Genomic DNA, 24,030 nt, shown 5'->3' with positions numbered 1-24,030 from the left:
CCCGAGCCGCCAGTCCACGCCGTGCGTGCAGCGCGAGGCCCGCGTCGTGCAAGCGCATTCACAGAATGTGGCCGCGTCGATGGGTAGCTTACTTCGAGGGTTCGCCGACCGGCCGCCCATGTACGTGGACACTGGGGCCGCACCATCGACATGCCGATCCGAGATCGCCGACGCTCCGGCGCCCTGCCTGCCGCCTCGTTCGCGATGCTGGCCAGCGCCTGCGCGGGTCCGCAGTCCATGCTCGATCCCGCGGGTCCCGCGGCTGCCGAGATCGCGCGCGGCAGCTGGCTGATGACCGGACTGTTCACCGTGGTCTGGGTGGGCGTGCTCCTCCTGCTGTGGCACACCCTGCGCCGGCGCGATGCGGGCGCCGGGCCGCGTCGTCCCGAACGCCTGATCCTGTGGGGCGGCGTGGGTTTGCCGCTGGTCGTCGTCGCATCCCTGCTGGTCTACGGCACGCTCACCAGCGCGCGCGTGACCGGCGTGGGCAGCGAACCCGACGCGGTGATCGAAGTGACCGCGCGTCAATGGCAATGGCATTTCCGCTACCGCGATGCCGACGACCGGGTGATCGGCGAGAGCATCGACGAACTGGCGATGCCGCTGGGCCAGATGATCGAGTTCCGCATCACCAGCGAAGACGTGATCCACAGCTTCTGGATTCCGCGGCTGGGCGGCAAGGTCGATGCGATTCCCGGTCGCATCAATACGCTGCGGCTGCGCGCCGACCGCGACACGCCGATGCGTGGACAGTGCGCCGAATTCTGCGGGCTGGAGCACGCACGCATGCTGTTTCCGGTCCGCGTGATCACGCCAGCAGCGCTGCCGGGCTGGCTCGCCGAGCGTGACGCCCGGCCTGCCGACGAACCGCCGTCGGCGCATGCGCCCGCCGGCCGCGCGCCGCCGCGTCATGGCGCTTCGGAGGACGTGCTGTGAGCCCCGCGACGCCCGACCACACCATTCCCACGCCCGGCGACCACCTGCGCCATGCCGACCGCCTCGCACGACTGACGCGCGTGTGGGCCAACGGTCCGGGCATCGTCGGCCAGCTGACCGCGGTCAACCACTCCACGATCTCGATGCGCTTCATCGTCACCGGTTTTGCGTTCCTGCTGGTCGGCGGTCTGCTGTCGATGTTCATGCGTCTGCAGCTCGCGTGGCCGGGTCTCGAAGTACTCGACCCGCAGCGCTACGCGCAGTTCGTGACCATGCATGGCACGACGATGATGTTCCTGTTCGCGGTGCCGATCATGGGCGGCTTCGGCATGTATCTGGTGCCGAAGATGATCGGCGCGCGCGACCTGCCGTTCCCGCGGCTGTCGGCGTTCGGCTACTGGTGCTACCTGTTCGGCGGCCTGTTCCTGTACTCGAGTTTCATCTTCGGCAGCGTGCCCGACACCGGCTGGTTCATGTACACGCCGCTGAGCGATTCGACCTATTCCCCGGGCAAGGGTGCGGACTTCTGGCTGATCGGCGTGACCTTCGCCGAAATCGCGGCCGTGGTCTCGGCGGTGGAGATGATCACCGCGGTGCTGATCACCCGCGCGCCGGGCATGGACCTGCGGCGGATGCCGCTGTTCGTCTGGGCGATGCTGGTCACCGCCTTCATGATCGCGTTCGGGTTTCCGCCGCTGATCCTCGCCAGCATCCTGCTCGAGATCCAGCGCGCATTCGATTTCGCGTTCTTCGAGGTCGCGCGTGGCGGCGACCCGCTGCTGTGGCAGCACCTGTTCTGGCTGTTCGGCCATCCCGAGGTCTACATCATCTTCCTGCCCGCCGCCGGCGTGGTGTCGATGGTCGTGCAGACCTTCGCGCGGCGTCCGATGGTCGGCTACACCTGGATCGTGCTTGCGCTGGTGGCGACGGGGTTCCTGAGTTTCGGGCTGTGGGTGCATCACATGTTCGCGGTCGGCATTCCGCTGCTCGCGCTGGCGTTCTTCAGCGCGGCCAGCATGATGGTGGCGATCCCGACCGGCATCCAGATCTTCGCGTGGCTGGCCACGCTGTGGGCCGGCAAGCCGTGGCTGCGCGTGCCGATGCTCTACATCATCGGCTTCTTCGTGGTCTTCGTCTGCGGCGGGCTGACCGGCGTGATGCTGGCCTTCGTGCCGTTCAACTGGCAGGTCCACGACACCCACTTCGTCGTCGCCCATCTGCACTACGTGCTGATCGGTGGACTGATGTTCCCGCTGTTCGCCGGCCTGTACTACTGGCTGCCGCTGGTCAGCGGACGCATGCCGTCGGAATCCTTGAGCCGCAGCGGGTTCTGGCTGGTGTTCATCGGCTTCAACCTCGCGTTCCTGCCGATGCACGTGACCGGCATGGTCGGCATGCCGCGCCGGGTGGACACCTATGCGATGGAGCTCGGGGTGCACTGGCTCAACCTGCTGTCGACTGCGGCGGGCTTCGTGATGGCGGTCGGCGTGATCGCGATCCTGATCGACGTGGTCCTGTGCTTCGTACTGGGACGCCGCGGTGTCGAGAACCCGTGGCAGGCCGGCACGCTGGAATGGGCGATGCCGACGCCGGTGCCGACCTACAACTTCGCCTCGGTGCCGCAGATCGAGAGCCGCTATCCGCTGTGGGACACCCCGGAGGTGGTCGAGGCCACGCGGCGCACGGACGGCCTGCTGGGCGAGGCGCACGACGACCGCCGAGAACTGCTCGGCACCGGCATCCAGTCCGGTCGTCCGGAGCAGGTGATCCGCATTTCGGACTCCACCTGGCTGCCGCTGTGTGCGGCGCTGGTGATCGCCGTGCTGCTGGGCGGCTTCATCAGTTCCCAGTACTGGCTGTCGATCCTGATGCTGGCGCCGCTGATCGGCCTGTTCCTGCACTGGGCCTGGACCACCGGCGATCGCCATGCACCGGCCGAAATCGAAATCGCGCCGGGGCTGCGCCTGCCCACGCAGGCAGCGGCGCAGAACGCGCCGGGCTGGTGGGCGCTGGTCGGCACCCTGCTGATCGACGGCTCGCTGTTCGCCTCCCTGGTGTTCGCCTATTTCTACCTGTGGCTCAACGCACCGGCGTGGCCGGCGGGCGGCGCATCGGTGGTGGCGTGGACGCCGGCGCTGACCGCGTTGGCCATGCTGGCGTTGCCGCTGCTCGCGGCGTGGCGCGGACCGGTGGCGCTGGCCGCCGGCCGGGAGCGCGCGGCGATCGTGTGGCAGGGCGTGGCGATCGTCGGTGGCCTCGCGTTCCTCGCGCTGCACCTGCCGGCGCTGTGGGCGGCGGTCGGCGCGCCGCAGGTGCATGCCTATGCGTCGGTGGTGTGGACGCTGGCCGGCTTCCATGCCGTGCACGTGTGCGTGGCGCTGCTGATCGGCGGCTTCACCGCACTGCGCATCCATCGCGGCTATGTCGACGTGGTGCGTCGTCTCGAGTCGCGGATCGCCGCCGGCTTCTGGCGCTACACGGTCGCCATCGGCGTGATCACCTGGGCGGTGCTGCACCTGTTCCCGAGGTGGCTGTGAACCGGCCGCCGCGCATCACCCTGACCCGCATGAGCGTGCCCTACGCGCTGTGGGCGTTGCATTTCGTGGCCCTCTACAGCCTGCAGGGCCTGGCCTGCGCGCAACAGCTGTGGCGCGACCGCGTCGGCGGGCTGGAGCTCATGACCTGGGTGCTGTGGGCGCTGACCGCGCTGGTGCTCGCCGCGATCGCGTTCGAAGCCCGTCGTGCCTGGCAGATCCGTCGCGCCCTGCGGGCGAGCGACGAGACCGGCCGCGCCGACCACGAACGACGCCATTTCCTGGTGACACTGACCCTGCTGGGCGCGGCCGTGTCCGCGCTCGGCGTCGTGTTCACCGCCTCGCCGCTGGCGATGCTCCCGACCTGCGCCTGAGGCGCCAGACACCCATGCGCGACGATCTCAAACAGCCGGTCCCCGACACCCAGAGCCACACCGTGGAGAGCGTGCTGGCGATCGCCAAGCACCCCATCCACCCGATGCTGGTGACCTTCCCCATCGCCTTCCTGTCGATGGTCGTGATCACCGACGTGCTCTTCCTGTGGCTCGGGGCGGAGTTCTGGGCCGAACTCTCGTTCTGGCTCAACGTCGGCGGGCTCGGCTTCGGCGTGCTCGCCGGCGTCGTCGGCACGATCGACATGATGTCGATCCGCGTGGTGCGCCGGCACGTGTCGGCGTGGAACCACTTCATCGTCGCAGTGATGGTGCTGGCGATGGCCGCGCTCGGCGTCTGGCTGCGCCTGCCCGGCCATGCCGAAGCCGTGTGGCCATGGGGCCTGCTGTCGTCGGCGACGATGGCGGTACTGGTGGGCGTGGCCGGCTGGCTCGGCGGCACGCTGAGCTTCCGCCATGGCGTGGGTGTGTACGGAGACGGCGAAACAGAGGCGGCCACTGGGCGGGATGCGGTGGAGAAGCCGCCGGCGGAATAGGGCTTGAGTCTGCGTCTGCCGTTCGCTTTCCGCATTTGACGTGCGTAACGAAATCGCACATCTGCGCATACCCATCGGGCGCCGCACATGGATGTGCGGCGTTTTTCGACCGAGCCAGGATGGCGAGTCGAAAAATCCCGGAACGAGTGAATCGCCGGATTAGCTTCGTCGGGGCTGGCCCTTTTCTTTGGTTCCGTTTCTTTGACTCGCATCTTCGATGCTCGCCCTTCGGGTCGGCTGCGCCGTTCGCACTGCGTGCGTGGAGCCAACAAAAGAAATGAACCCGCTCGCCGCAAGGTGAGTGGAAGCGTTTGACGTTGCCGCTCGCCGCAGGCGTAAGACCAAGATCACACGCTTTCGTCCGCTGACGCGGCCGAGTTCATTTCTTTTGGTGGACGCCAAAAGAAACGGAACCAAAGAAAAACGTCTCCCCGACAAGTCCGAAGCCCGCGGCTCTTAGCGCACCGGGATTTTCCGACTCGGCATCCTGCCTCGGTCGGAAAACGCCGCCCATCCATGGGCAGCGCCCTCCGGTTAGGCAGCTGCGTAGCGCCTTCCGTTTCAGGAAGTACCAGAGCGAATCACAAGCAAAGCAGAGCCAAGGCGGAGCAAAGGCAGAGCGAAGGCAGAGCAAAGGCAGAGCAAAGCACTACGGCCTCGCGGCGCCATCCTCGAGCCCCGGCACCACATCCTCCACATCCACATTGCGCGACGGCGGCGCCGGCAGATCGCCCAGCGTCTGTGGCTTCGCTCCCGTCAGCCCGGCGATCAACAGCAGCAGCACCAGCGGGATCCATCCGATCACGCGGAAGAACGTCGGCCCGTGCCGGCAGCGGTCGTGGCCCAGTTCGTAGAGCAGCAGGCCCATGTAGAGATGCAGCAGCACGGCAAACGCGACGACGACGAGCTTGAGTACCAGCCACGCGCCGCTCGGATTCCAGGCGATCAGGATGCCGCCCAGGGTGATCGTCACCAGCGCGGCCGGCGTCATGATCCGGAAGAACAGGGTGTTGGTGACCGGGTTCCAGTACTCGGGATCGGAATCGATCTCGCGTCGGTGCCGGGCGACGAACAGGCGTGGCAGGAAAAAGAGGCCGGCGAACCAGACCGTCATCGCCAGGATGTGCAGGACCTTGAGCCAGAAGTACACCGGCGCTCCACGAATTGTCGAATCGCGCAGCGTACGCCGGCACGCATCAAATCCGTGTGCGGCCCTGGCCACCTCGACGCGATATCCAGCCCCCGGCTGCTAGGGTCGGCTGCATGTCGCGCGTCGCTTCCCTGGTCCAGATCACCGCCGGCCTGGCGTCCCTGCTGGCCGCATCGACGGCCACTGCGGCAATGCCGGAGGGGCCCCCGCCACCACTCGGCTACGCATGGACGTTGTCGGTGTGGTCCCTGCTGCCCATGTCAGCTGCAGTGATGCTGTACCTCGCCGGCCTGGTCCGCCTGCGCGAAGCATCCTCCGGCCCCGCGCATGGCCTGCGCGGACCGCTCGCCTTCGCCGCCGGCATGAGTGCGCTGAGCCTTGCCCTGGTCTGGCCGCTGGACACGTACGCGGCCTATGCGCTGTCGGCGCATGTCGCCCAGCACATGACCCTGCTCGCCTGGGCACCGCCGCTGCTGCTGATCGCGCGGCCCTGGGCGGTGGCGTCCCACGCGCTGCCTTCGGCGGTCGCTTCAACGCTCGGCCGCGTCGTCGCGCCCGCCGTCAGGCTTGCACACCGCCAGCTCGGCGCGGCGACGCTCGTGCATGTCACGACGATGTGGCTGTGGCATCTGCCGGCCGCGACCGCGGCGACGCTGGCCAGCGAATCACTGCACCGGGCGATGCTCGCGAGCGCGCTGCTGGCCGGCCTGTGGTTCTGGAGTGCGGTGCTGCATCGACTGCGCACGCGCGACGGCGGCGCGGCCGGCGGGTTCGTCGCGCTGGTCACGGCGATGATGCTGATGGGGTTTCTCGGCGCGATGCTGACGTTCTCGCCGCGGCTGCTGTATCCGGCCTACACCGACCGCGCGCTGCTGGCCGGCCTCGATGCGCTGCGCGACCAGCAGCTCGCGGGTCTGCTGATGTGGGTGCCGAGTGGACTGCCGTACCTGGTCGTCGGCATGTGCCTCGTCGTCGCACTCCTGCGCAACGTGCAGCACGGCGCGACCGATGGACCGGCGGCATGAACACCCGCTGGCGCCGCCTGCTGCTGTGGCTGCTCGCGTGGATGGCGATGGCCTTGCTGCCGATGGCGATCGCGCTGTCGGGCAATCCACCGGAAGTGCGCGACCGTATTGTCGAAACCGGCGCGATGCTCGGCCTGCTGGGACTCGGCGTGCTGTCGGCGCAGGCGCTGACTTCGGGCCGCCAGCGCTGGTTCGCCAAGGGCCTCGGCCAGGACGACGTGCTGCAGTTCCATCGCCAGACCGGCCTGCTCGGCTGGGCGCTGGTACTGGCGCATCCACTGACGATGTTCCTCGGCGATGCGCGGTTCCTCGACTATCTAGATCCACGCGAGGACTGGGTGCGCGCAACACCGCTGTGGGGCGCGCTGGTCGCGGTGACGTGGCTGGCAATGACCTCGTTGTGGCGGCTGTCGTTCGGCCTGCAGTACGAACACTGGCGGGCACTGCACGGCGCGCTCGCGTTGATGGTGGTCGCGATCGGCCTCGGCCATGCGCTGATGGTCGACCACTACACCGCGCCGCTGTGGAAGAAGGCCGCGCTGGTGCTGGCCGTCGGCGCCTCGATCTACGCGGTGCTCGAGCAGCGCGTGCTGCGTCCGCGGCGCCTCGCCCGCCGTCCGTGGACCGTGCAGTCGGTCGGGACCGCGCGCGACGGCAGCCACATGCTGCGTCTGCTGCCGGCCGGTCACGACGGTCTGGACTTCCGCCCCGGCCAGTACGCGTGGATCACGATCGGCGACACGCCATGGCGGCTGCAGCAGCATCCGTTCTCGATCAGTTCCAGCGCCGACGATGCGACGCTGGAATTCACGATCAAGCCGCTCGGTGATTTCACCCGGCGCGTGGGTACGTTGTCGCCAGGCACGCGGGCCTTCGTCGAAGGACCGTACGGCGAGTTCGTTTACCAGCCGGCGCTGTGTCCGGACGGCGCGATCTTCATTGCCGGCGGTGTCGGCATCACCCCGATCATGAGCATGCTGCGTACCGCGCGCGACCGGGGCGCGACCGCGCCGCTGTGGCTGGTCTACGGCAATCCGGACTGGGACGAGGTGCTGTATCGCGACGAGCTGACCGCGCTTGCAGACGAACTGCCGCTGACCGTGATCCACGTGCTCGAAGATGCGCCCGATGGCTGGGACGGGGAGACCGGACATGTCGATGGCGACCTCATCGACCGGCGGTTGCCGGCCGACCTCGCCGCGCTGCCGATCTATGTCTGCGGCCCGGACGCGCTGGCCAACGCGGTCGAACCCGAACTCGTCGCACGCGGCGTACCGTCGGACCGCCTGTACTCGGAGCGGTTCAATCTCGTATGAGCGCACGCGGAGACTCGACCCGATGATGCACCGCCACCTGCGCCGCGCCGGCGTGATTGCCGCGATCGCCTTGGTCTGCATCGCACTCGCGGCAGCCTGGCTGCGCTGAGCGTCTTGTAAAAGCCGCCTATATACACGCTACGCCGCGCGGATTAACAGTGTGTGGACCGGTCCGGTCGCACACTGACCTGCCGTCGACGAGACCGCCATGCGCTCCGAATGGACCCATCTCGCTGCCATCGCGTGGCCGTTGCTGGTCGCGCTGATCCTCGGCATCACCGTCCACTGGAGCCTGCGTGCACTTGCCCGCGCCGCCAGCCGCCGCGCACGTGAGCAGATGCGCGCGCAGATCGCGCAAGTGGTCGCCGTGCCTGCCGCGGTCGCGCTGCCGCTGCTGTTCCTGTCGCTCGCGCTCAACGCCACGCCGATCGATCCGGACCTGCTCGGCCAGCTGCGCCACTGGATCGCGATCGGCGGCATGTTGTGTCTGACCTGGCTGGCCGCACGTGCGGTGGGCGCGGTCGAGGCACGCATCCTGCGCGAGCATCCGGTCGATGTGGAGGACAACCTGGCCGCGCGCCGCATCCAGACCCAGGCACGGGTGATCAGCCGCGTGATCCAGGCCGGCGTGGTCCTCGTGGGCGTGGCACTGGCACTGATGACCTTCCCGCAGGTGCGCCAGATCGGTGCGGGCCTGCTGGCCTCGGCCGGCATCATCGGCCTGATCGCCGGCGTCGCCGCGCAGCCGGTATTCGGCAATCTGATCGCCGGCCTGCAGATCGCGCTGGCGCAGCCGATCCGGCTCGACGATGTGGTGATCGTCGAAGGCGAATGGGGCCGCATCGAGGAGATCACCTCGACCTATGTCGTCGTCCGCATCTGGGACGAACGGCGCCTGGTGGTGCCGCTGCAGTGGTTCATCTCGAACCCCTTCCAGAACTGGACCCGCACCAGCGCGCAGCTGCTGGGCACGGTGTTCCTGTGGCTCGACCACCGCGCGCCGATTCCGGCGATCCGCGAAGAACTGCAGCGCATCTGCGAGGCAGATCCACGTTGGGACCGCCGCGTCTGCGTGACCCAGATCACCGAGACCGACAAGCACACGATCGAAGTGCGCCTGCTGGTCAGCGCGCGCAATTCAGGCGAACTGTTCGACCTGCGCTGCGCGGTGCGCGAAGGCATGCTGGCCTTCCTCGACGCGCATCATCCGCAGGCACTGCCTCGCGTGCGCAACGAGGTCACCGACGGCGACGCGCGTCGCGCCGCCGCGCACGCGGTCGCGCCGGTGGTCCACGCGAGCACGCAGTCGCCCGGCGCCGAATCAGACTCGGAGACGGCTGTCGAAGCAGACCTCGACACCGGCTTGCCATCGGGGCATGCACAGTGAGCCCTCGCATTCACGACGGAGACCCGCGATGAAGACCCGCACCCTCGGCCTTGGCGGCCCCACCGTCTCGGCGATCGGACTCGGCTGCATGGGCATGAGCGCGTTCTACGGCGGCCGCGGCAGCGATGCCGACGCGATTGCCGTCATCAAGCACGCGCTCGACCAGGGCATCACCCTGCTCGACACCGCCGACATGTACGGCCCGCACACCAACGAGACGCTGGTCGGCCGTGCGATCGACGGCCGCCGCGACGATGTGTTCATCGCGACCAAGTTCGGCCTCCAGCTCGATCCCTCGGATCCGCACGCACGCGGCATCAACGGCAGGCCCGAGTACGTCCAGCAGGCCTGCGATGCCAGCCTGAAGCGGCTCAATATCGAGACCATCGATCTGTACTACCAGCACCGTGTGGATCCGGACGTGCCGATCGAGGACACCGTCGGGGCGATGGCGCGGCTGGTGGAACAGGGCAAGGTGCGGCATCTCGGTCTGTCCGAAGCCTCGGCCGACACGTTGCGCCGCGCGGCAAAGGTGCACGCGATCGCCGCCCTGCAGAGCGAATACTCGCTGTGGTCGCGCGATCCTGAAACCAACGGCACGCTCACCGCCTGTCGCGAACTCGGCGTCGGCTTCGTGCCGTATTCGCCGCTCGGCCGTGGATTCCTGACCGGCACGATCCGCAACATCGAAGACTTCGACGAGGACGATTACCGCCGCCATTCGCCGCGCTTCCAGGGCGAGAACTTCGACCGCAATCTGGCGCTGGTCGAGTCGGTGCAGGCGATCGCGCAGGACTACGGCGTCACGCCGGGCCAGCTCGCCCTCGCCTGGGTGCTGTCGCGGGGTGACGATCTGGTGCCGATTCCGGGCACCAAGCGCATCGGCTTCCTCGACGAGAACATCGCTGCGCTCGACATCCATCTGACCGAAGACGATCTGGCGCGCATCGATGCGATCTTCCCGCCGGATGCGGCGTCCGGGACGCGCTATCCGTCGGCGGGCATGGGGGCGCTGAACCGCTGATGCGGGTGTCGAGCCGGATGCGCACCAACGGACGCATCCGGCTTCGACACGAAACGACTCAGTGCGCGACGGCGTCGTTCGCCTTGCCCTCGGCGTAGCGACGGGCAACCACCGCGCAGACGATCAATTGGATCTGGTGGTAGATCATGATCGGCAGCACGATCGCGCCGAGCCCGCCACTGGCGAACATGAGCTTCGCCATCGGCAGGCCGGTGGCGAGACTCTTCTTCGAGCCGCAGAAGACGATCGCGATCTCGTCGGCCCGATCGAATCCGAGGCGTCGCGCGATCCATGCGATCAGCGGCATCGCGATCCCGAGCAGCACGGCGCACACCGCGGCGACCGCGAGCAGCGTCCACACCGGCGTCTCGCGCCACAGACCTTCGATCACCGACGCACTGAAGGCGGTGTAGACCACGAGCAGAATCGTGCCCTGGTCGGTCCAGCGCAGCACCGCGCGCCGGCGCTCCACCCAGCCGCCGACGAGCGGCCGCAGCAGGTGTCCGGCCACGAACGGCAGCAGCAGGAGCAGCATGATCTTGCCGACCGCGGTGAGCGGATGTGCCATCACCCCGTCCGAGCTACCGACCAGCAACGCCATCAGCAACGGCGTCAGCGCCACGCCGAGCAGGCTCGACAGCGATGCGCTGCAGACCGCGGCGGGCACATTGCCACCGGCCATCGAAGTGAACGCGATCGACGACTGCACCGTCGACGGCAGCGCGCACAGGAACAGGACGCCGACGTAGAGCTCCGGCGTCAGCAGCCAGCCCGACAGCGGCTTGCCCAGCAGTCCGATCAGCGGAAACAGCGCGAACGTGCACGCCAGAATCGTCAGGTGCAGGCGCCAGTGCAGCGCGCCGGCGACGATCGCCGCGCGCGACAGGCGTGCGCCGTGCAGGAAGAACAGTGCGGCGATCGCGACATTCGTCACCACGTCCATGACCGCCGCGGCGCTGCCCTGCACCTGCAACAGCGACGCCAGCGCGACGGTGGCCAGCAGCAACAGTGTGAAAGGATCGATTCGCGAGCGCAGGGACATGCGGAGATTGCCGCCGGTGGGTGCCGACGGCTGCAGATGGCGGTGGCCTATGGTCGCAGCCACCTGCGGACGCAGCCAGCGCCCACAACGCCACGCCACGTCCCGGGTTCACACCCTTGCGGCGCGCGCGTGTTCATAGTGCGGCTCCCGCCGACGCCCCATCCATGATGCTGACCCTCACGTTCGCCGCAATCACCGCACTGCTGGTTGTCGCGACCCTGGTACCGACCATCCGCAGTGGCGCATGGTGGATCCGCGGCTTCGATTTCCCGCGCCTGCAGCTGCTGCTCCTTTCAGCACTGATCCTGGTGCTGCAGCTCGTCTTCCATCCGATCGACGATCCGTGGACGATCGTCATCGTCATCGTCAATGCGGCCTGCATGCTGTGGCAGGCGTGGTGGGTCATTCCGTATACGCGCATGGCGCACGTGGAAGTCGAGGATGCGCCGGCGGACGCGCAGGTGCGCATCCGGCTGATGGCCAGCAACGTGCTGACCACCAACCGCAATGCGGATCCGCTGATTGCCGTGGTGCGTGCGCAACGGCCGGACGTGCTGATCGCGGTGGAAACCGACGCCTGGTGGGAGGCGCGGCTGGATGTGCTCACCGACGCACTGCCGCACGTGATGCGCTGCCCGCTCGACAATCTCTACGGCATGCACGTGTATTCGCGGCTGCCGCTGGACGATGCGGAGATCCGTTATCTGGTCGAGGACGACATTCCGTCGATCCACGCCACGCTGGAGCTCGATGGCGGTCGCCGCATCACCCTGCACGCGCTGCATCCACGCCCGCCGAGCCCGACCGAATCCGACAGCTCGGTGGATCGCGACGCGGAACTGGTGATCGTGGGCCGCGCCGTTCACGACGCCACGCTGCCGGTGATCGTCGCCGGCGATCTCAACGATGTCGCGTGGTCACGCACCACGCGCCTGTTCCGCAAGCTCAGCGGCCTGCTCGATCCGCGCATCGGCCGCGGCATGTACAACACCTTCCACGCCAAGCTGCCCGGCCTGCGCTGGCCGCTGGATCACCTCTTCCACAGCCGGCACTTCACCCTGGTCGGCATGCAGCGGCTGCCGGATATCGGCTCGGACCACTTTCCGATCCTGGTCGAACTGGCGCTGTCACCCGGCGAGAACGACGCCGACGCCGGCCTCGATGCGGACGCGTCCGATCACGCGGACGCGAATGCGGCGGTCGCGCAATCCGGTGCCACGGACGCATCGCCCGACATCCAGCGCTGACCGCCTGGTGATGCGAGGGTCATCGGTGTCCGGCGCGCTCGAAACGCTTGACGCTTCAGCGCTCCAGGCGCGCCCGTAGATCGCGCAGATCGCGCCGGGCGACGTTCTTCAGGGTCTCTTCGCGCCACGCCTCCGCCGCTTCTTCACCCGACATCGCCAGACGACGCTCGTACTCGGGCTGCATCTGTTCGCGACGCAGCTCGCGGATGCGTCGGTATTCGGTCTTCAGCGCCGACATGCGCCGGATCGGCCGGTCGGTGCGGATCGGTTCCAGCCACGCGGCCCGTTGATCCCCATCGAGCACCGCACTCGGCGGCTCGGCACTCGCATCCGGCCCCGTCGCCCAGGCCGGCACCATGCATGCGGCGGCCAGTGACAAGGCGCAGCCGCATGCGGCATAGACATTCCGGTTGTCCATCGCACCCTCCCATGCGGTGACGGACAGCCTCACCCTAGCAGGGAATCCGCGAACGGCGTGTTCAAGCCGCGCGTTCAGCCCGCGCCGGGGCGCACATCCAGTCCGAGCGCATGACCGATGACCCGCATGCCCTCGTCGTCGTCGCGCGGGGCCATGACACCCGCGACGGTGTCGTCGCCCGTGTCCCACGTCCATAACGTGTAGCCCGCCACGCGCAGCTGGTCGTAGGCGGCTTCGAGCAGGGCGTGGGTGGACGCGCCGGCCAGTGCGACCTCGTCGGTCGGGTCTTCCACGCCCCAGTCGAGTTCGACGCGGAAGCGCTCGGCCAGCGTGTCGATCACATCGATCAGGGTCGCCCGCTCGTCCTCGGGCACGCGGAAACTCGCGCGCCAGTCGGTCGCCGACTCGAGCGCGGCCTGCACGGCATCCTGGGCGTCGTCGTCGCCCAGCGTTTCGCGGAAGACCTGGAACTGCTGGGTCGCGGCATCCTCGTCGCCGGGATTGATGCGCAGCAGCCACTGCCACGCGATCGCTTCCAGATCGCCGTCGTGCGCTTCGTCTTCGCCGTCGTCCCGCTCGGGCGCGCCGAAGGAGAAGTTGTCGTCGGGATCGAACTCGTGTTCGTGCGCGGCCATGACAGGACTCGGGGATCGGGCGGCGTAGTGTGCCGCGGCGACACGGCCGCGGCACACAGGATCGCGATCGGAGCGGGTCTGCGACTCAGCTTCGCGCGGCGGTCTTCTTCACTGCGCGCTTGCCGGTCTTTGCGGTGCGCTGGGTCGCGGCCTTCTTCGCGGCCGTCACCTTGCTGGCAGCCGGCTTCGGTGTCGCCGTCTTGCTGACCGCTTTCTTCGCGGCCTTCTTCGCACCGCCACGTGCATCGGCGTGCGACGGCGGCAGCTTCGAGGTCTTGTTCGGGCCGCGCAGCTTGACGATGCGGTTCTCGCCCATCACTTCCTCGCGCTTGGTCACGCGTGCGACCGCGAACGCGATGGCCTTGCCGATCAGCGACCCCGGGCCGTCCCAGTATTCCGCGGTATGCGCCTGCACTTCGATCAGGGTCAACTTCGGATCGTTGACGCCGCGCGGGAAGTAGGCCTTGAGCGCGTCGCTCCAGAGCGCTTCGATCTTCGCCGGATCCTCGTTGACGTAGGCGTCGCCGGTGATCGAGACGTAGGTGTTCCGCCCCTTGGAGGCGTATGCGAGGTTGACCTTGGAATTGCGCGCGATCTCGGCGACCTTCGGGCTGTCGGATGCGACGAAAAACCACACGCGCTCACCGTCGAACTGCGCATTCTGCGTCGACAGCGGCCGGCTGACCAGATAGCCGCCCGGGCCCACGGTGGTGAACATCGTGATGTCGATGTCCTCGATCAGTTTGGCGATCGTCTGCGCGTCTTTTGCGCCCTTGCTGCTTCGCGTTGCCATGCCGCACTCCCGTCAGGATTCAGCGCGCAGTGTCGGCAGCGCGGCGGGCGATGGACGTGAAGGCGGTGCGCCCGTTTCAGCAGGCCGAAGGCGTGTCGAGCTGGCGGCGACGTTCGGCGCGGCGTGCCCAGGCGTAGATCACCAGACCCGCCGCCGCGGTGGCGGCGCCGACGTAGCCCGTCGAGGTCCAGCCCAGTCCGGCGCTGATCGCGATGCCGCCGAGCCATGGGCCGAGTGCGTTGGCGGTGTTGAACGCCGCGTGGTTGGACGCGGCGGCGAGGGTCTGCGCATCGCCGGCGACATCCATCAACCGCGTCTGCAGCACCGGCGCGAGTGCGCCCATCGTGCCGACCGCGACGATCGCCGGCAGGATCGACCACGGCGCCGCGGTCGCTAGCGGGAACAGCAGCAGCACCAGCAGCGACCAGCCGAGAATCACCGGCACCGCCCGGAACTGCAGGCGATCGACCAGCCAGCCACCGGCGATGTTGCCGAGGATCGCGCCGACACCGAACGCCGCCAGCGCCACCGGGATCCACGACTCGGCCACACGGGTGACGTTGATCAATGTCGGGGCCAGATAACTGAAGACGCAGAACATGCCGGCGAAACCGACCGCGCCGATCAGCAACGCGTACCAGACCTGGGAGGTATTGAACGCGCGCAGTTCGCGCATCGGCGTCTGCGCCGGCTCGGCGGGATCCGGCGCGAGGAAGCGCGCGACCAGCACCACGGTCAGCAGCGAGAGCACCGACACCAGCGCGAACGTCCAGCGCCAGCTCAACTGCTGGCCGAGCCAGGTCGCCATCGGATTGCCGACGAGGATCGCGATCGACAGGCCCAGCAGCACGCGACTGACCGCCGCGCCGCGTTGTGCGGGCGGACTGATCGACGCGGCCACAAGCATCGCCACGCCGAAGTACGCGCCGTGCGGCAGGCCGGCGACGAAGCGGGCGACCAGCATCGTCGCGTAGTTCGGCGCCAGCGCAGTGGCCAGATTGCCGAGCGCGTAGAACCCCATCAGTGCGAGCAGCAGACGCCGACGCGGGAGACGCGCGCCGAGGATCGCGAGCAGGGGCGCGCCGACGACGACACCGATCGCGTAGCTGCTGATCAGATGGCCGACCGCGGGCTCGTCGACGCCGAAACCGCGCGTGAGATTCGGCATCAGGCCCATCATCGCGAATTCGCTGGTGCCGATCGCGAACCCACCCATCGCCAGCGCGAACAGGATCAGCGTGCGGGTGCGGCGATCGGGAAGCGCCGGTGCGGTGGCCATGGCGGTCTCTGGACGGAATCCGCAATTATTGTGCATCGCAACATTGGCGTCACCGGCACGCATCGACCACAGCGTTGCAGGGGCACCGACGGTTCAGCGACGACGGCCTGAACGCGACGCGTCGACAGCAGCTGGACGTCGCGCGCCCGACAGTCCGCTTCCCGTCTGGATACGAGCACGCGCATGTCCCTCACCGCCTTCGGCCTGAACTGCACCCTCAAATCCGGCGACGCGCCCTCTTCGACGCAGATGCTGCTCGACCAGTTGCTCGACGCGATCGCCGGGCACGGCGCGAAAACCGGCAGTGCGCGCGTCGCCGATTACGACGTCAAGTCGGGGGTGGGCGCGGACGAAGGCGATGGCGACCAGTGGCCGGCACTGCGCAAGCGGATCATGGAGGCGGAGATCCTGGTCGTGGCGACACCGATCTGGATGGGCCACCCCTCGAGCATCGCCCAGCGCGTGCTCGAGCGCCTGGATGCGGTACTCGGCGAGATCGACGACGACGGTGTCTATCCGACTTTCGGCAAGGTCGCGGTGGCCGCAGTGGTCGGCAACGAGGACGGCGCGCACCACACCTGCGCCCAGCTCTACCAGGGCCTGACCGATGTCGGCTTCACGATTCCCGGCGGCAGCCCGCCGTACTGGGTGGGCGAGGCGATGGGCTCGGTCGACTACAAGGATCTGAAGCAGACGCCGGACAAGGTGGCTGAGACCATCGCCACGATCGCGTCGAATGCGGTGCATCTGGCGCGCGTGCTGCAGGCCCAGCCATACCCGAAGCCCAGGCGCGGCGACGGATGATCCATCTCGGCTGCGCGGGCTGGTCGATCGCGTCGCGCGATGCGGCGCTGTTCGGCGCTGGCGACAACATGCTGGCGCGGTATGCGACGCGCTTCGATGCGGTCGAGATCAACTCGTCGTTCTACAAGCCGCACCGCGAGACCACCTATGCACGCTGGGCGGCCAGCGTGCCGGCAGGCTTCCGCTTCTCGGTCAAGCTGCCGAAGGCCATCACCCACGAGGCGCGTCTGGTCGGCTGCGGCCCTGCGCTCGACCGCTTCTTCGAGGCAGCGGGCGCGCTCGGCGCCGGGCTCGACTGCGTGCTGGTGCAACTGCCCCCGAGCCTGGCCTTCGACGCACGGACGGCCGCCACGTTCTTCGCGATGCTGGCACGGCGCTGGCCGGGCCGCACCGCGTGCGAGGCCCGTCATGCCAGCTGGTTGTGCGCGCAGGCCGATGCCCTGCTCGCGCGCCATCATGTCGCCCGCGTCGCCGCCGATCCTGCCCGGCATGTCGACGACGCGAAGCCGGGCGGCAGTGCGCAGTTCGCCTACTGGCGCTGGCATGGGCGCCCGAAGATCTACTACAGCGACTACGACACCGAGGCGCTCGACGCGATCGCGGCCGCAGTCCGCGCCGGCCCGGCCGATGCCTGGGTGGTGTTCGACAATACCGCCGCCGGATACGCGATTCCCAACGCGGCTGCGCTGCAGGCACGACTTCGCTGATGTCCTCATCACGTCGCGACGACACCCTGTGGCAGGATGCGCGGTCCTCGACTCGCCCCCGCCCTTCGTGACATCCCACGTGCCGCCCGCCCAGCATGCATTTCTGCCCGGACCGAGCGTCATGGCGCAACGCATCGCGGCCTACGACTGGTCGACGACGCCCGTGGGTCCGATCGATGACTGGCCGCAGTCGCTGCGCACCGCGATGGGTCTGATGCTCGAGTCCCGTTTCGCGATGTGCCTGTGCTGGGGCCCGGACCTGACACTGTTCTACAACGATGCCTACGCGCCGCATCTCGGCGCGAAGGAAGGGCGCGCGCTCGGCCAGCCTTTGCAGGTCATCTGGTCGGATGTGTGGAACGACGTCCGCCCCCTCGTCGACAGCGTGTTCGCCGGCGAGTCCACGCTGCACGAAGACATGCCGCTGACGATGCAGCGCAACGGCTTTCCCGAAGAGACGTTCTGGACGTTCTCGTATTCGCCGGTGCGAGACGAGCACGACCGGATCATCGGCCTGCTCAACATCACCACCGACGTCACCCGCAAGGTGCAGAACGAGCGCCGGCTGCGCGCCGATGTGGCTCAGCTCGGCCGCATGTTCGAGCAGGCGCCGACGTTCATGGCGATGCTGACCGGTCCCGAGCACGTGTTCGCCTATCTCAACCCGGCCTACCAGACGCTGATCGGTGATCGCGGGGATGTGCTCGGCAAGCGCGTCGCCGACGCGCTGCCCGATGCCGTGCGGCAGGGGTATCTCACGTTGCTCGACGAGGTCTATCGCAGCGGCAAGGCGTTTTCCGCCGACGGCGCGCAATACATCGTGCAGACCACGCCCGGCGGCGCCTCCGCCGAACGTTACGTCGATTTCGTGTTCCAGCCGATCAGCGAAGGCCAAGACGTGGTGGGCATCTTCGTCCAGGGCGTGGACGTGACCGCGCGCCACCTGTCGGACCTTGCGCTCCAAGCGCGCGAGGCAGAACTGCGCAGCCTCAACAGCGATCTCGAGCGCCAGGTGATCGAACGGGCCCGCGAGCGTTCGCTGACCTGGCAGGTCACCCCCGACCTGCTCGCCGTCGTGGACCCCGACGGCATCATCGAGACGGTCAATCCGGCCTGGGAGCACCTGCTGGGCTGGCCGGTCGATTCGCTCGTGGGCCGTGCCTGGATGGACCACGTCAGCGCCGACGATCACGCGGTGACGCAATCGGTGATCGAGACTCTGCGCGCCGGCAAGCCCGTGCTGCGCTTCGAAAACCGCTGGCGCACGCGCGCCGGTGGCCTGCGCACACTGTCCTGGGTGGCGACTCCGGAAGGTGGGCGCTTCTATTGCAGCGCGCGCGACGTCACCGACATCAACGCCGCCGCCGATGCGCTCGCGCGCTCGCAAGCGCAACTACGCACGCTGTTCGAGACCAGCTACCAGCTGCAGGGCATGTGCACGCCCGACGGCATCGTCACCGACGCGAACCGCCCGGTGCTCGAAGCCATCGGCGCACGCTTCGACGACGTGATCGGACTGTCGCTGTGGGACACACCGTGGTTCAGCACGACGCCCGGGATGCCCGGGCGGATCCGCGCGATGTTCGAACGTAGCGCTGCCGGCGAAACGGTCCGCGACGAGATCCAACTGGATCTGCCGGCCGGCCCGCGGTGCCACGATCTGTCGCTGCGTCCGATCTACGAGGACAGTCGCCTGATCGCGGTGGTGCCCGAGGCGATCGACACCACCGAACGCCGCAATGCCGAGGAAGCGCTGCGCCAGTCGCAGAAGCTCGAAGCGATCGGCCAGCTCACCGGCGGCGTCGCCCACGATTTCAACAACCTGCTGACGCCCATCGTGACCGCGCTCGACCTGGCGGCCGATCCAGATGCGCGCGCCGAACGCCGCACGCGCATGATCGGCGTCGCCCGCCGGTCGGCCGATCGTGCCGCGACCCTCGTGCAGCGCCTGCTGTCGTTCGCGCGCCGCCAACCGCTGCAGACGCTGGATGTCGATGTCGCCGCGCTGGTATCGGGCATGGCCGAGCTGGTCGACAGTTCCAGCAGCCCGCGGGTGCGGCTGGTGCTCGACATCGCGGACGATCTGCTGCCCGCCGTCGCCGATCCGAACCAGCTGGAAATGGCGATCCTCAACCTCAGTGTCAACGCCTGCGACGCAATGCCGGAAGGCGGCACGCTGACGCTCGGCGCGCGCAACGCCCACGTGTCCAACGACGACCGCATCGCGCCCGGCCGTTACATTGTGGTCTCGGTCGCCGACACCGGCTGCGGCATGGACGAGCAGACGCGCCAGCGCGCGGTCGAGCCGTTCTTCTCCACCAAGGGCATCGGCAAGGGCACCGGTCTGGGGTTGTCGATGGCGCATGGCCTGGCGTCGCAGCTCGGCGGCCGCCTGACCATCGACAGCACGCCGGGTACGGGTACCACCATCCATCTCTGGCTGCCGGTGGGTTCGCGCCCCGGCGCCATATCCGAAGACGAGGACACGACAGTGGACACCACAGGGGACAACCGCGGCACGGCGCTCGTGGTCGACGACGAGGACTCGGTGCGCATGTGCACCTCCGATGCGCTCGAAGACATGGGCTACCGCATCGTCGAGGCCAGTTCCGCCGAAGAAGCGCTGCGTGCGCTCGACGACGGCCTGATGCCCGCGGTGCTGGTCACCGACCATCTGATGCCCGGCATGACCGGCGCCGAGCTTGCGCGTACCGTGCGTGCGCGGCTGCCGGAGACGGCAATCGTGATCGTGTCCGGTTACACCAGCATGGCCGACTTCGATCCGGGCCTGACGATTCTCAGCAAGCCGTTCCGCCAGCACGAACTTGCAGCGAGCGTGGAATCGGCGAACGCGGCAGTCCAGACCGCGGCCTGATCGCCGCGGCGACTGTCGCCGGTACGCCGTCACGATGGCCGATCCCGTGCGCCGCCTGCAGCCTTACCGCAACCGCCACGGCGGCAGCGGCGTACACGCATGGGCGATCACCGGCGACACGCTGTCGGTCGAGTTCGTGGACGGCGCGGTCTACGACTATCGCCGGCAGGACATCGGCCCGCGCCTGTTCGCTGCCGCCTGCGCCGCAGCGCGCGCGGGTCGCGACCTGTCGAGCTGCATCAGCCGGCATCTGCGTCAACGCTATGCCACGCGCCATGTGGACCGCACCGCATGGGTGACAAGCCGTCGCCATGCGTCTGTTTCGACGACCCGCAGGCGTTAGCCCGCCTGGCTTTCGATGATCCGGCCCATCAGCGCATGCAGCTGCGCGAGGTGACCGGAGCCGGCGACGGTGGTTTCATCGGAGGTCATCGCCACCGTGAGGTTCAACGACGGCACGATGTAGAGCATCTGTCCGCCGTGGCCCCAGGCGAAGCGCACATCGTGCCCGCCGATCCACCGCGCGAACCAGCCGTAACCGTAGCCGTCGCCGGTGTAGACCGAACGCGTGCGCGTCACCCACGACTGCGCGATCCAGCTGGCCGGGATCAACTGCGCGCCCGATGCCGCACGCCCGTGATTGCGATAGAGCTCGCCGAACGCGAGCAGCGAACGCGGCGTCATCGCCATCTGGTTGCCACCGAAATGCAGCCCCTGCGGATCGGTATCCCAGGACGCGATCGAGAAGCCCGCCTGCGGCCCCAGCCACTCGCGCGCGAGCGTGCGCACCGGCTTGCCGCCGACCTTGGCGAGCACCGCCGACAGCAGATGCGTCGAGCCGGTCGAATAGATCATGCCGCCGCCCGGCGCATCGACGAACGGCTGCGCGAGTGCGGCGCGTACCCAGTCGCGTTGCGCGACCCAGCGCCCGTAGCCGCGGCCCGACGTGGACTGCAGGCCGGCCTGCATCGACAGCAGATGGCCGATGGTGACCTGGGCCAGCCGTGGATCGGGATCGCGCGGCAGCCGATCGGCCAGCAACGGTGCGATCGGCTGGTCCACGCCGTCGAGCAGGCCGCGCTCGATCGCGATACCGACGAGCGCCGACATCACCGTCTTCGAGGCCGACTTGATGTTCGCCGGCCGCGTGGTCGATGCGCCGCGATAGCCGCGCTCGGCGATCAGCACCCCGTCGTGCGCGACCAGGACCGTGCGCAGCGGCGCCATCGAGGCGGCGTCTTCGAGGACGGCTTCCAGCGCGTTGTCGCGTGCGGGGTTCGTCGTTTGCGCGGACGCCGGCGCGACGGAAGCGGCGCAGGCAAGCAGCGAAGCGAATAACAGGCAGAGGATGCGATGCATCGTTCGAGTATCGACACGACGCTGCAACCCACGATGAAATCCGCGCTCAGGCCGCGTCGGCCGCGATCAGGGCCTGGTGTGCGCCCACGCCGGCGAGCAGTCCCGATGCTGCCGCGAGCGGCACGTTGTGCATCGGCTGGCTCAGATCACCGGCCGCGAATACACCCGGCACGCTCGTCTGCTTGAACGCATCCACGCGCAGATGCGGCCCAAGCGGGCCGATGTCTTGTGCGCAGCCGAGCCTGTCGGCCAGACCGTCGACCGGTTCGACACGCCCGCCGACGAACAGCGCCTCGATCGCGATACGGCGGCCGTCGGCCAGACGCACGCCGTCGAGCGCGGGCGCGGTCCCGAGCAGTTCGACGACCGGTGCGCGTTCCAGGGTCACGCCGCGGTTCGCGAGCTTGCGCGCATCGTCGGCATCGGGCTCGAATCCATCCTCGAGAAAACAGGTCGTCGGCCCCCAGTCGGGCAGCATCAAGGCGCGATGCAGCGCCATCGCATTGCCCGCGAACACGCCGAGCGCACGCCCGGCCACCTCGAACCCGTGGCAGTAGGGGCAATGCAGCGCGCTGCGTCCCCAACGCGCCTGCAGACCCTCGAGCGGTGGCAGCACATCGCGCACGCCACCCGCCAGGATCAGCATGCGGGTCTGGAGCGTCTGCCCGTCCGCGAGTGCGAGCGAGAACCCGTCCGCATCCGCGCCCGCGTCGATTGTCTCGCCCGCGATGACCGTCGCAGTCGGATAGCGCCGCAGCTCCGCGCGGCCCTTCGCCAGCAGCGTTGCCGGCGGTGTGTCGTCATGCCCGAACACGTTGTGCACGGCAGCCGCGCACCGGTTGCGCGGCTGTCCCGCATTGACCACCAGCACCCGACGCCGCGCCCGCCGGACGGCGACGCGGCGTACGTTGACTTGCGAGCCGTGGCCCGCTGCACGATGCTCGGCGCACACGACAGGGAACGTCCAATGATCAAGCGCTCTGCTGCATGTCTGCTGCTCGCCGCACTCGCAACCTCGGTGCTGGCATCGGTGCCCACGCGCGCGCGCGTCGAACCTGCGGGATCCGCGATACAGGCCGAGGCAGAACTGCATGCCCGCAGTTTCGAATCGCTGTTGGCAAAGGGCCTGGAAGACCAGGACGCCGGCGACGCCCTCGCCGCGAGTCAGGCGTTCACGCGCGCCATCGAACGACCCGAGTTCGAGGCGCTGGCGCCGGAGGTGCGGCACGCCATCCTGCATCAGGCCGCGGGTGTCGCATTCGAGTCGGGCCAGCTGCAGACCGCGTTGCGTCAGACGCAGGCGGCCCTGCGCCTGCGCCAGGACGAGATCGACGACTGGTATCGACTCGCGTCGCTCCAGCGCAATCTCGGCAATGCCGATGCGTCCGCCGAGGCGCTGCGACATCTCGTCACGGCATGGCCCGACAGGGCCGACGACCTGCCGCAGAGCCTGATCGTCCATCCGATCTTCATTACGCGTGCGAGCGACGCGGCACGTCTGGCCCTGCTCGATGCGCTGTTCCACGCGAACTGGACATCCGGGGGCATCGGCGCGGACGCCGCGTGGACCGAGCTTGCGCTGCTGCGGCTGGAACGTCAGGACGCGCCCGGCGCGCGCGCTGCCATTGCGCGCGTCCGTCAGCCGATGGACATCATCCGGCTGCGGACCGACCGCCGGTTCGATGCCATCGTGGACCGCGACGATCCACGATTCGATGTCGTGTCCGCCGCCGAGGCCTATGTGGACGCCGCTCGACACAGCACGCTCGAGCAACCGGACCGTCTCGAGCTGCAGACCATGCTCATCACCGCCCTGCTGATGACCGGGCGCGCGGACGACGCCCTGGCCACCGCCGATGCCGTGCTGGCGGATCTCGACACGTTCAGCGATTCCGAAGACGCGGTCTGGGTCCACAACAACCGCGCGATCGCGCTTCGGCGACTGGGCCGGGACGCAGAAGCCGTGGCCGCCCTGACCGTCGCGTCTGAGCTGCGCGAAGGAGGTGGCCTCAACGTCAGCCAGGTCCTCAACTTGGGAACGCTGCACACAATTCTGGGTCAGCCCGGCAAAGCGTTGGAAACCATCGAACGCGTGGGTGCCGACATCACCGGCTACGGTCGGATGGTGGAGGAGAGCATCCGGTTCCGTGCCGCCATCCAGCAGGGCGACGCCGACAGGGCAGATATCGCCCTGGCGCAGTTGGCGCTGGGTCAAACGGATGCGCCGCAGGTGTATCTCGATGCATTGCTCCTGCGTGGTGAGCTCGACACGGCCGCCGCCGCGCTGCCGGGGCTGCTCGAGGCGCCCGCCAACCGGCAGGCAGTGCTCGACTGGGCGCAGACCTACCGGCCCCTGCCACCATCGCCAGGCGAGGTGGTCGCGCGCCAGCATCGGGCGCGCTTCCTGGCCCGCCCGGACGTGCAGGCCGTGATCGACCGCTACGGTCGCATGGAGACGCATCCGATCCACGACGTTCGCGGCATCGAATGACCCGTCGGCAACGTTGGCGGGCACGGGCGTGCCATCGTGACTTCAAGCACGCGATTCCTTCTGCGGTCGGCCCGATGCTC

At 68.4% G+C, this 24,030-nt stretch carries 21 protein-coding genes and 1 pseudogene; 14 read left to right on the top strand and 8 right to left on the bottom strand.

The annotated features are described in order from the left end of the window. Positions 1-150: 150 nt before the first annotated feature. The 4 genes from AC3IRM_RS01300 to AC3IRM_RS01285 are packed head-to-tail and all read left to right on the top strand — an operon-like array spanning position 151 to position 4,398. Positions 151-936 carry a cytochrome c oxidase subunit II gene (locus AC3IRM_RS01300; protein WP_489204530.1) on the top strand — a complete coding sequence of 262 codons (786 nt, stop codon included), beginning with the start codon at positions 151-153 and terminating at the stop codon, positions 934-936. Then, positions 933-3,473: a cytochrome c oxidase subunit I gene (gene ctaD / locus AC3IRM_RS01295; protein WP_489204529.1), complete on the top strand. Its 2,541-nt coding sequence runs from the start codon at positions 933-935 to the stop codon at positions 3,471-3,473. The genes AC3IRM_RS01300 and ctaD overlap by 4 nt, the downstream gene beginning before the upstream one ends. Beyond that, positions 3,470-3,844, top strand: a complete 375-nt coding sequence (locus tag AC3IRM_RS01290; protein ID WP_489204528.1) for a hypothetical protein — start codon at positions 3,470-3,472, stop codon at positions 3,842-3,844. The genes ctaD and AC3IRM_RS01290 overlap by 4 nt, the downstream gene beginning before the upstream one ends. Positions 3,845-3,858: 14 nt before the next feature. Then, positions 3,859-4,398, top strand: a complete 540-nt coding sequence (locus AC3IRM_RS01285; protein WP_489204527.1) for a DUF2231 domain-containing protein — start codon at positions 3,859-3,861, stop codon at positions 4,396-4,398. 649 nt (positions 4,399-5,047) lie between these two features. Here the strand turns inward: AC3IRM_RS01285 and AC3IRM_RS01280 are convergent. After that, a complete protein-coding gene (locus AC3IRM_RS01280) occupies positions 5,048-5,548 on the bottom strand; it encodes a CopD family protein (protein ID WP_489204526.1) in 501 nt (166 codons plus the stop codon). Between the two features lie 113 nt (positions 5,549-5,661). Here AC3IRM_RS01280 and AC3IRM_RS01275 point away from each other — a divergent pair, with 113 nt between their 5' ends. The 4 genes from AC3IRM_RS01275 (at position 5,662) to AC3IRM_RS01260 (ending at position 10,300) form a co-directional block, all read left to right on the top strand. Continuing rightward, a complete protein-coding gene (locus AC3IRM_RS01275) occupies positions 5,662-6,573 on the top strand; it encodes a cytochrome c oxidase assembly protein (RefSeq protein WP_489204525.1) in 912 nt (303 codons plus the stop codon). Then, positions 6,570-7,889, top strand: a complete 1,320-nt coding sequence (locus AC3IRM_RS01270) for a ferredoxin reductase family protein (RefSeq protein ID WP_489204524.1) — start codon at positions 6,570-6,572, stop codon at positions 7,887-7,889. The genes AC3IRM_RS01275 and AC3IRM_RS01270 overlap by 4 nt, the downstream gene beginning before the upstream one ends. Before the next feature lie 208 nt (positions 7,890-8,097). Beyond that, a complete protein-coding gene (locus tag AC3IRM_RS01265) occupies positions 8,098-9,276 on the top strand; it encodes a mechanosensitive ion channel family protein (RefSeq protein WP_489204523.1) in 1,179 nt (392 codons plus the stop codon). Between the two features lie 28 nt (positions 9,277-9,304). After that, complete coding sequence (locus tag AC3IRM_RS01260) at positions 9,305-10,300, top strand: aldo/keto reductase (protein WP_489204522.1); 996 nt, start codon at positions 9,305-9,307, stop codon at positions 10,298-10,300. Positions 10,301-10,358: 58 nt separating this feature from the next. On the opposite strand, the gene AC3IRM_RS01255 is transcribed toward AC3IRM_RS01260, so the two are convergent. After that, on the bottom strand, positions 10,359-11,342 hold the full coding sequence (locus AC3IRM_RS01255; protein ID WP_489204521.1) for a bile acid:sodium symporter family protein: 984 nt from the start codon (positions 11,340-11,342) through the stop codon (positions 10,359-10,361). 164 nt (positions 11,343-11,506) lie between these two features. Here AC3IRM_RS01255 and AC3IRM_RS01250 point away from each other — a divergent pair, with 164 nt between their 5' ends. Continuing rightward, positions 11,507-12,589 (top strand): endonuclease/exonuclease/phosphatase family protein, encoded by a 1,083-nt coding sequence (locus tag AC3IRM_RS01250; RefSeq protein ID WP_489204520.1) that lies wholly within the window; start codon positions 11,507-11,509, stop codon positions 12,587-12,589. A gap of 55 nt (positions 12,590-12,644) precedes the next feature. Here the strand turns inward: AC3IRM_RS01250 and AC3IRM_RS01245 are convergent, their stop codons facing one another. The 4 genes and pseudogenes from AC3IRM_RS01245 to AC3IRM_RS01230 form a co-directional block, all read right to left on the bottom strand. After that, on the bottom strand, positions 12,645-13,007 hold the full coding sequence (locus tag AC3IRM_RS01245) for a hypothetical protein (protein ID WP_489204519.1): 363 nt from the start codon (positions 13,005-13,007) through the stop codon (positions 12,645-12,647). 74 nt (positions 13,008-13,081) lie between these two features. After that, on the bottom strand, positions 13,082-13,642 hold the full coding sequence (locus AC3IRM_RS01240; protein ID WP_489204518.1) for a DUF6630 family protein: 561 nt from the start codon (positions 13,640-13,642) through the stop codon (positions 13,082-13,084). A 286-nt stretch (positions 13,643-13,928) separates the two neighbouring features. Further along, positions 13,929-14,435: pseudogene (locus AC3IRM_RS01235) on the bottom strand (pyridoxamine 5'-phosphate oxidase family protein); the annotation flags it as partial. 76 nt (positions 14,436-14,511) lie between these two features. Further along, positions 14,512-15,714, bottom strand: coding sequence for an MFS transporter (locus tag AC3IRM_RS01230; protein ID WP_489204517.1), 1,203 nt, complete (start codon positions 15,712-15,714; stop codon positions 14,512-14,514). Positions 15,715-15,897: 183 nt separating this feature from the next. Here AC3IRM_RS01230 and AC3IRM_RS01225 point away from each other — a divergent pair, with 183 nt between their 5' ends. From AC3IRM_RS01225 to AC3IRM_RS01210, 4 genes are read left to right on the top strand one after another with little or no spacing between them, the layout of a single operon-like run. Continuing rightward, the gene (locus tag AC3IRM_RS01225; RefSeq protein WP_489204516.1) at positions 15,898-16,518 is read left to right on the top strand and encodes a flavodoxin family protein; all 621 of its coding nucleotides are present in this window, start codon (positions 15,898-15,900) and stop codon (positions 16,516-16,518) included. Then, the gene (locus AC3IRM_RS01220; protein WP_489204515.1) at positions 16,515-17,225 is read left to right on the top strand and encodes a DUF72 domain-containing protein; all 711 of its coding nucleotides are present in this window, start codon (positions 16,515-16,517) and stop codon (positions 17,223-17,225) included. The genes AC3IRM_RS01225 and AC3IRM_RS01220 overlap by 4 nt, the downstream gene beginning before the upstream one ends. After that, entirely contained in the window at positions 17,146-20,100 is a 2,955-nt protein-coding gene (locus AC3IRM_RS01215; protein ID WP_489204514.1) for a PAS domain-containing protein, read from the top strand. Before AC3IRM_RS01220 ends, AC3IRM_RS01215 begins: the two co-directional genes overlap by 80 nt. A 34-nt stretch (positions 20,101-20,134) precedes the next feature. Continuing rightward, positions 20,135-20,443, top strand: coding sequence for a hypothetical protein (locus tag AC3IRM_RS01210; protein ID WP_489204513.1), 309 nt, complete (start codon positions 20,135-20,137; stop codon positions 20,441-20,443). Here AC3IRM_RS01210 and AC3IRM_RS01205 read toward each other — a convergent pair. Both AC3IRM_RS01205 and AC3IRM_RS01200 read right to left on the bottom strand, forming a co-directional pair. Then, positions 20,440-21,459 (bottom strand): serine hydrolase domain-containing protein, encoded by a 1,020-nt coding sequence (locus AC3IRM_RS01205; protein WP_489204512.1) that lies wholly within the window; start codon positions 21,457-21,459, stop codon positions 20,440-20,442. The genes AC3IRM_RS01210 and AC3IRM_RS01205 overlap by 4 nt on opposite strands. Before the next feature lie 46 nt (positions 21,460-21,505). Next, positions 21,506-22,282, bottom strand: coding sequence for an NAD(P)/FAD-dependent oxidoreductase (locus AC3IRM_RS01200; RefSeq protein WP_489204511.1), 777 nt, complete (start codon positions 22,280-22,282; stop codon positions 21,506-21,508). Between the two features lie 144 nt (positions 22,283-22,426). Here AC3IRM_RS01200 and AC3IRM_RS01195 point away from each other — a divergent pair, with 144 nt between their 5' ends. Then, positions 22,427-23,950, top strand: a complete 1,524-nt coding sequence (locus AC3IRM_RS01195; RefSeq protein ID WP_489204510.1) for a tetratricopeptide repeat protein — start codon at positions 22,427-22,429, stop codon at positions 23,948-23,950. Positions 23,951-24,030: the final 80 nt, after the last annotated feature.

Source organism: Luteimonas sp. KH_071, from assembly GCF_057838005.1.
Note: the sequence above shows the minus strand (reverse complement) of the source record. Positions and strands in the feature narration are given on the sequence as shown.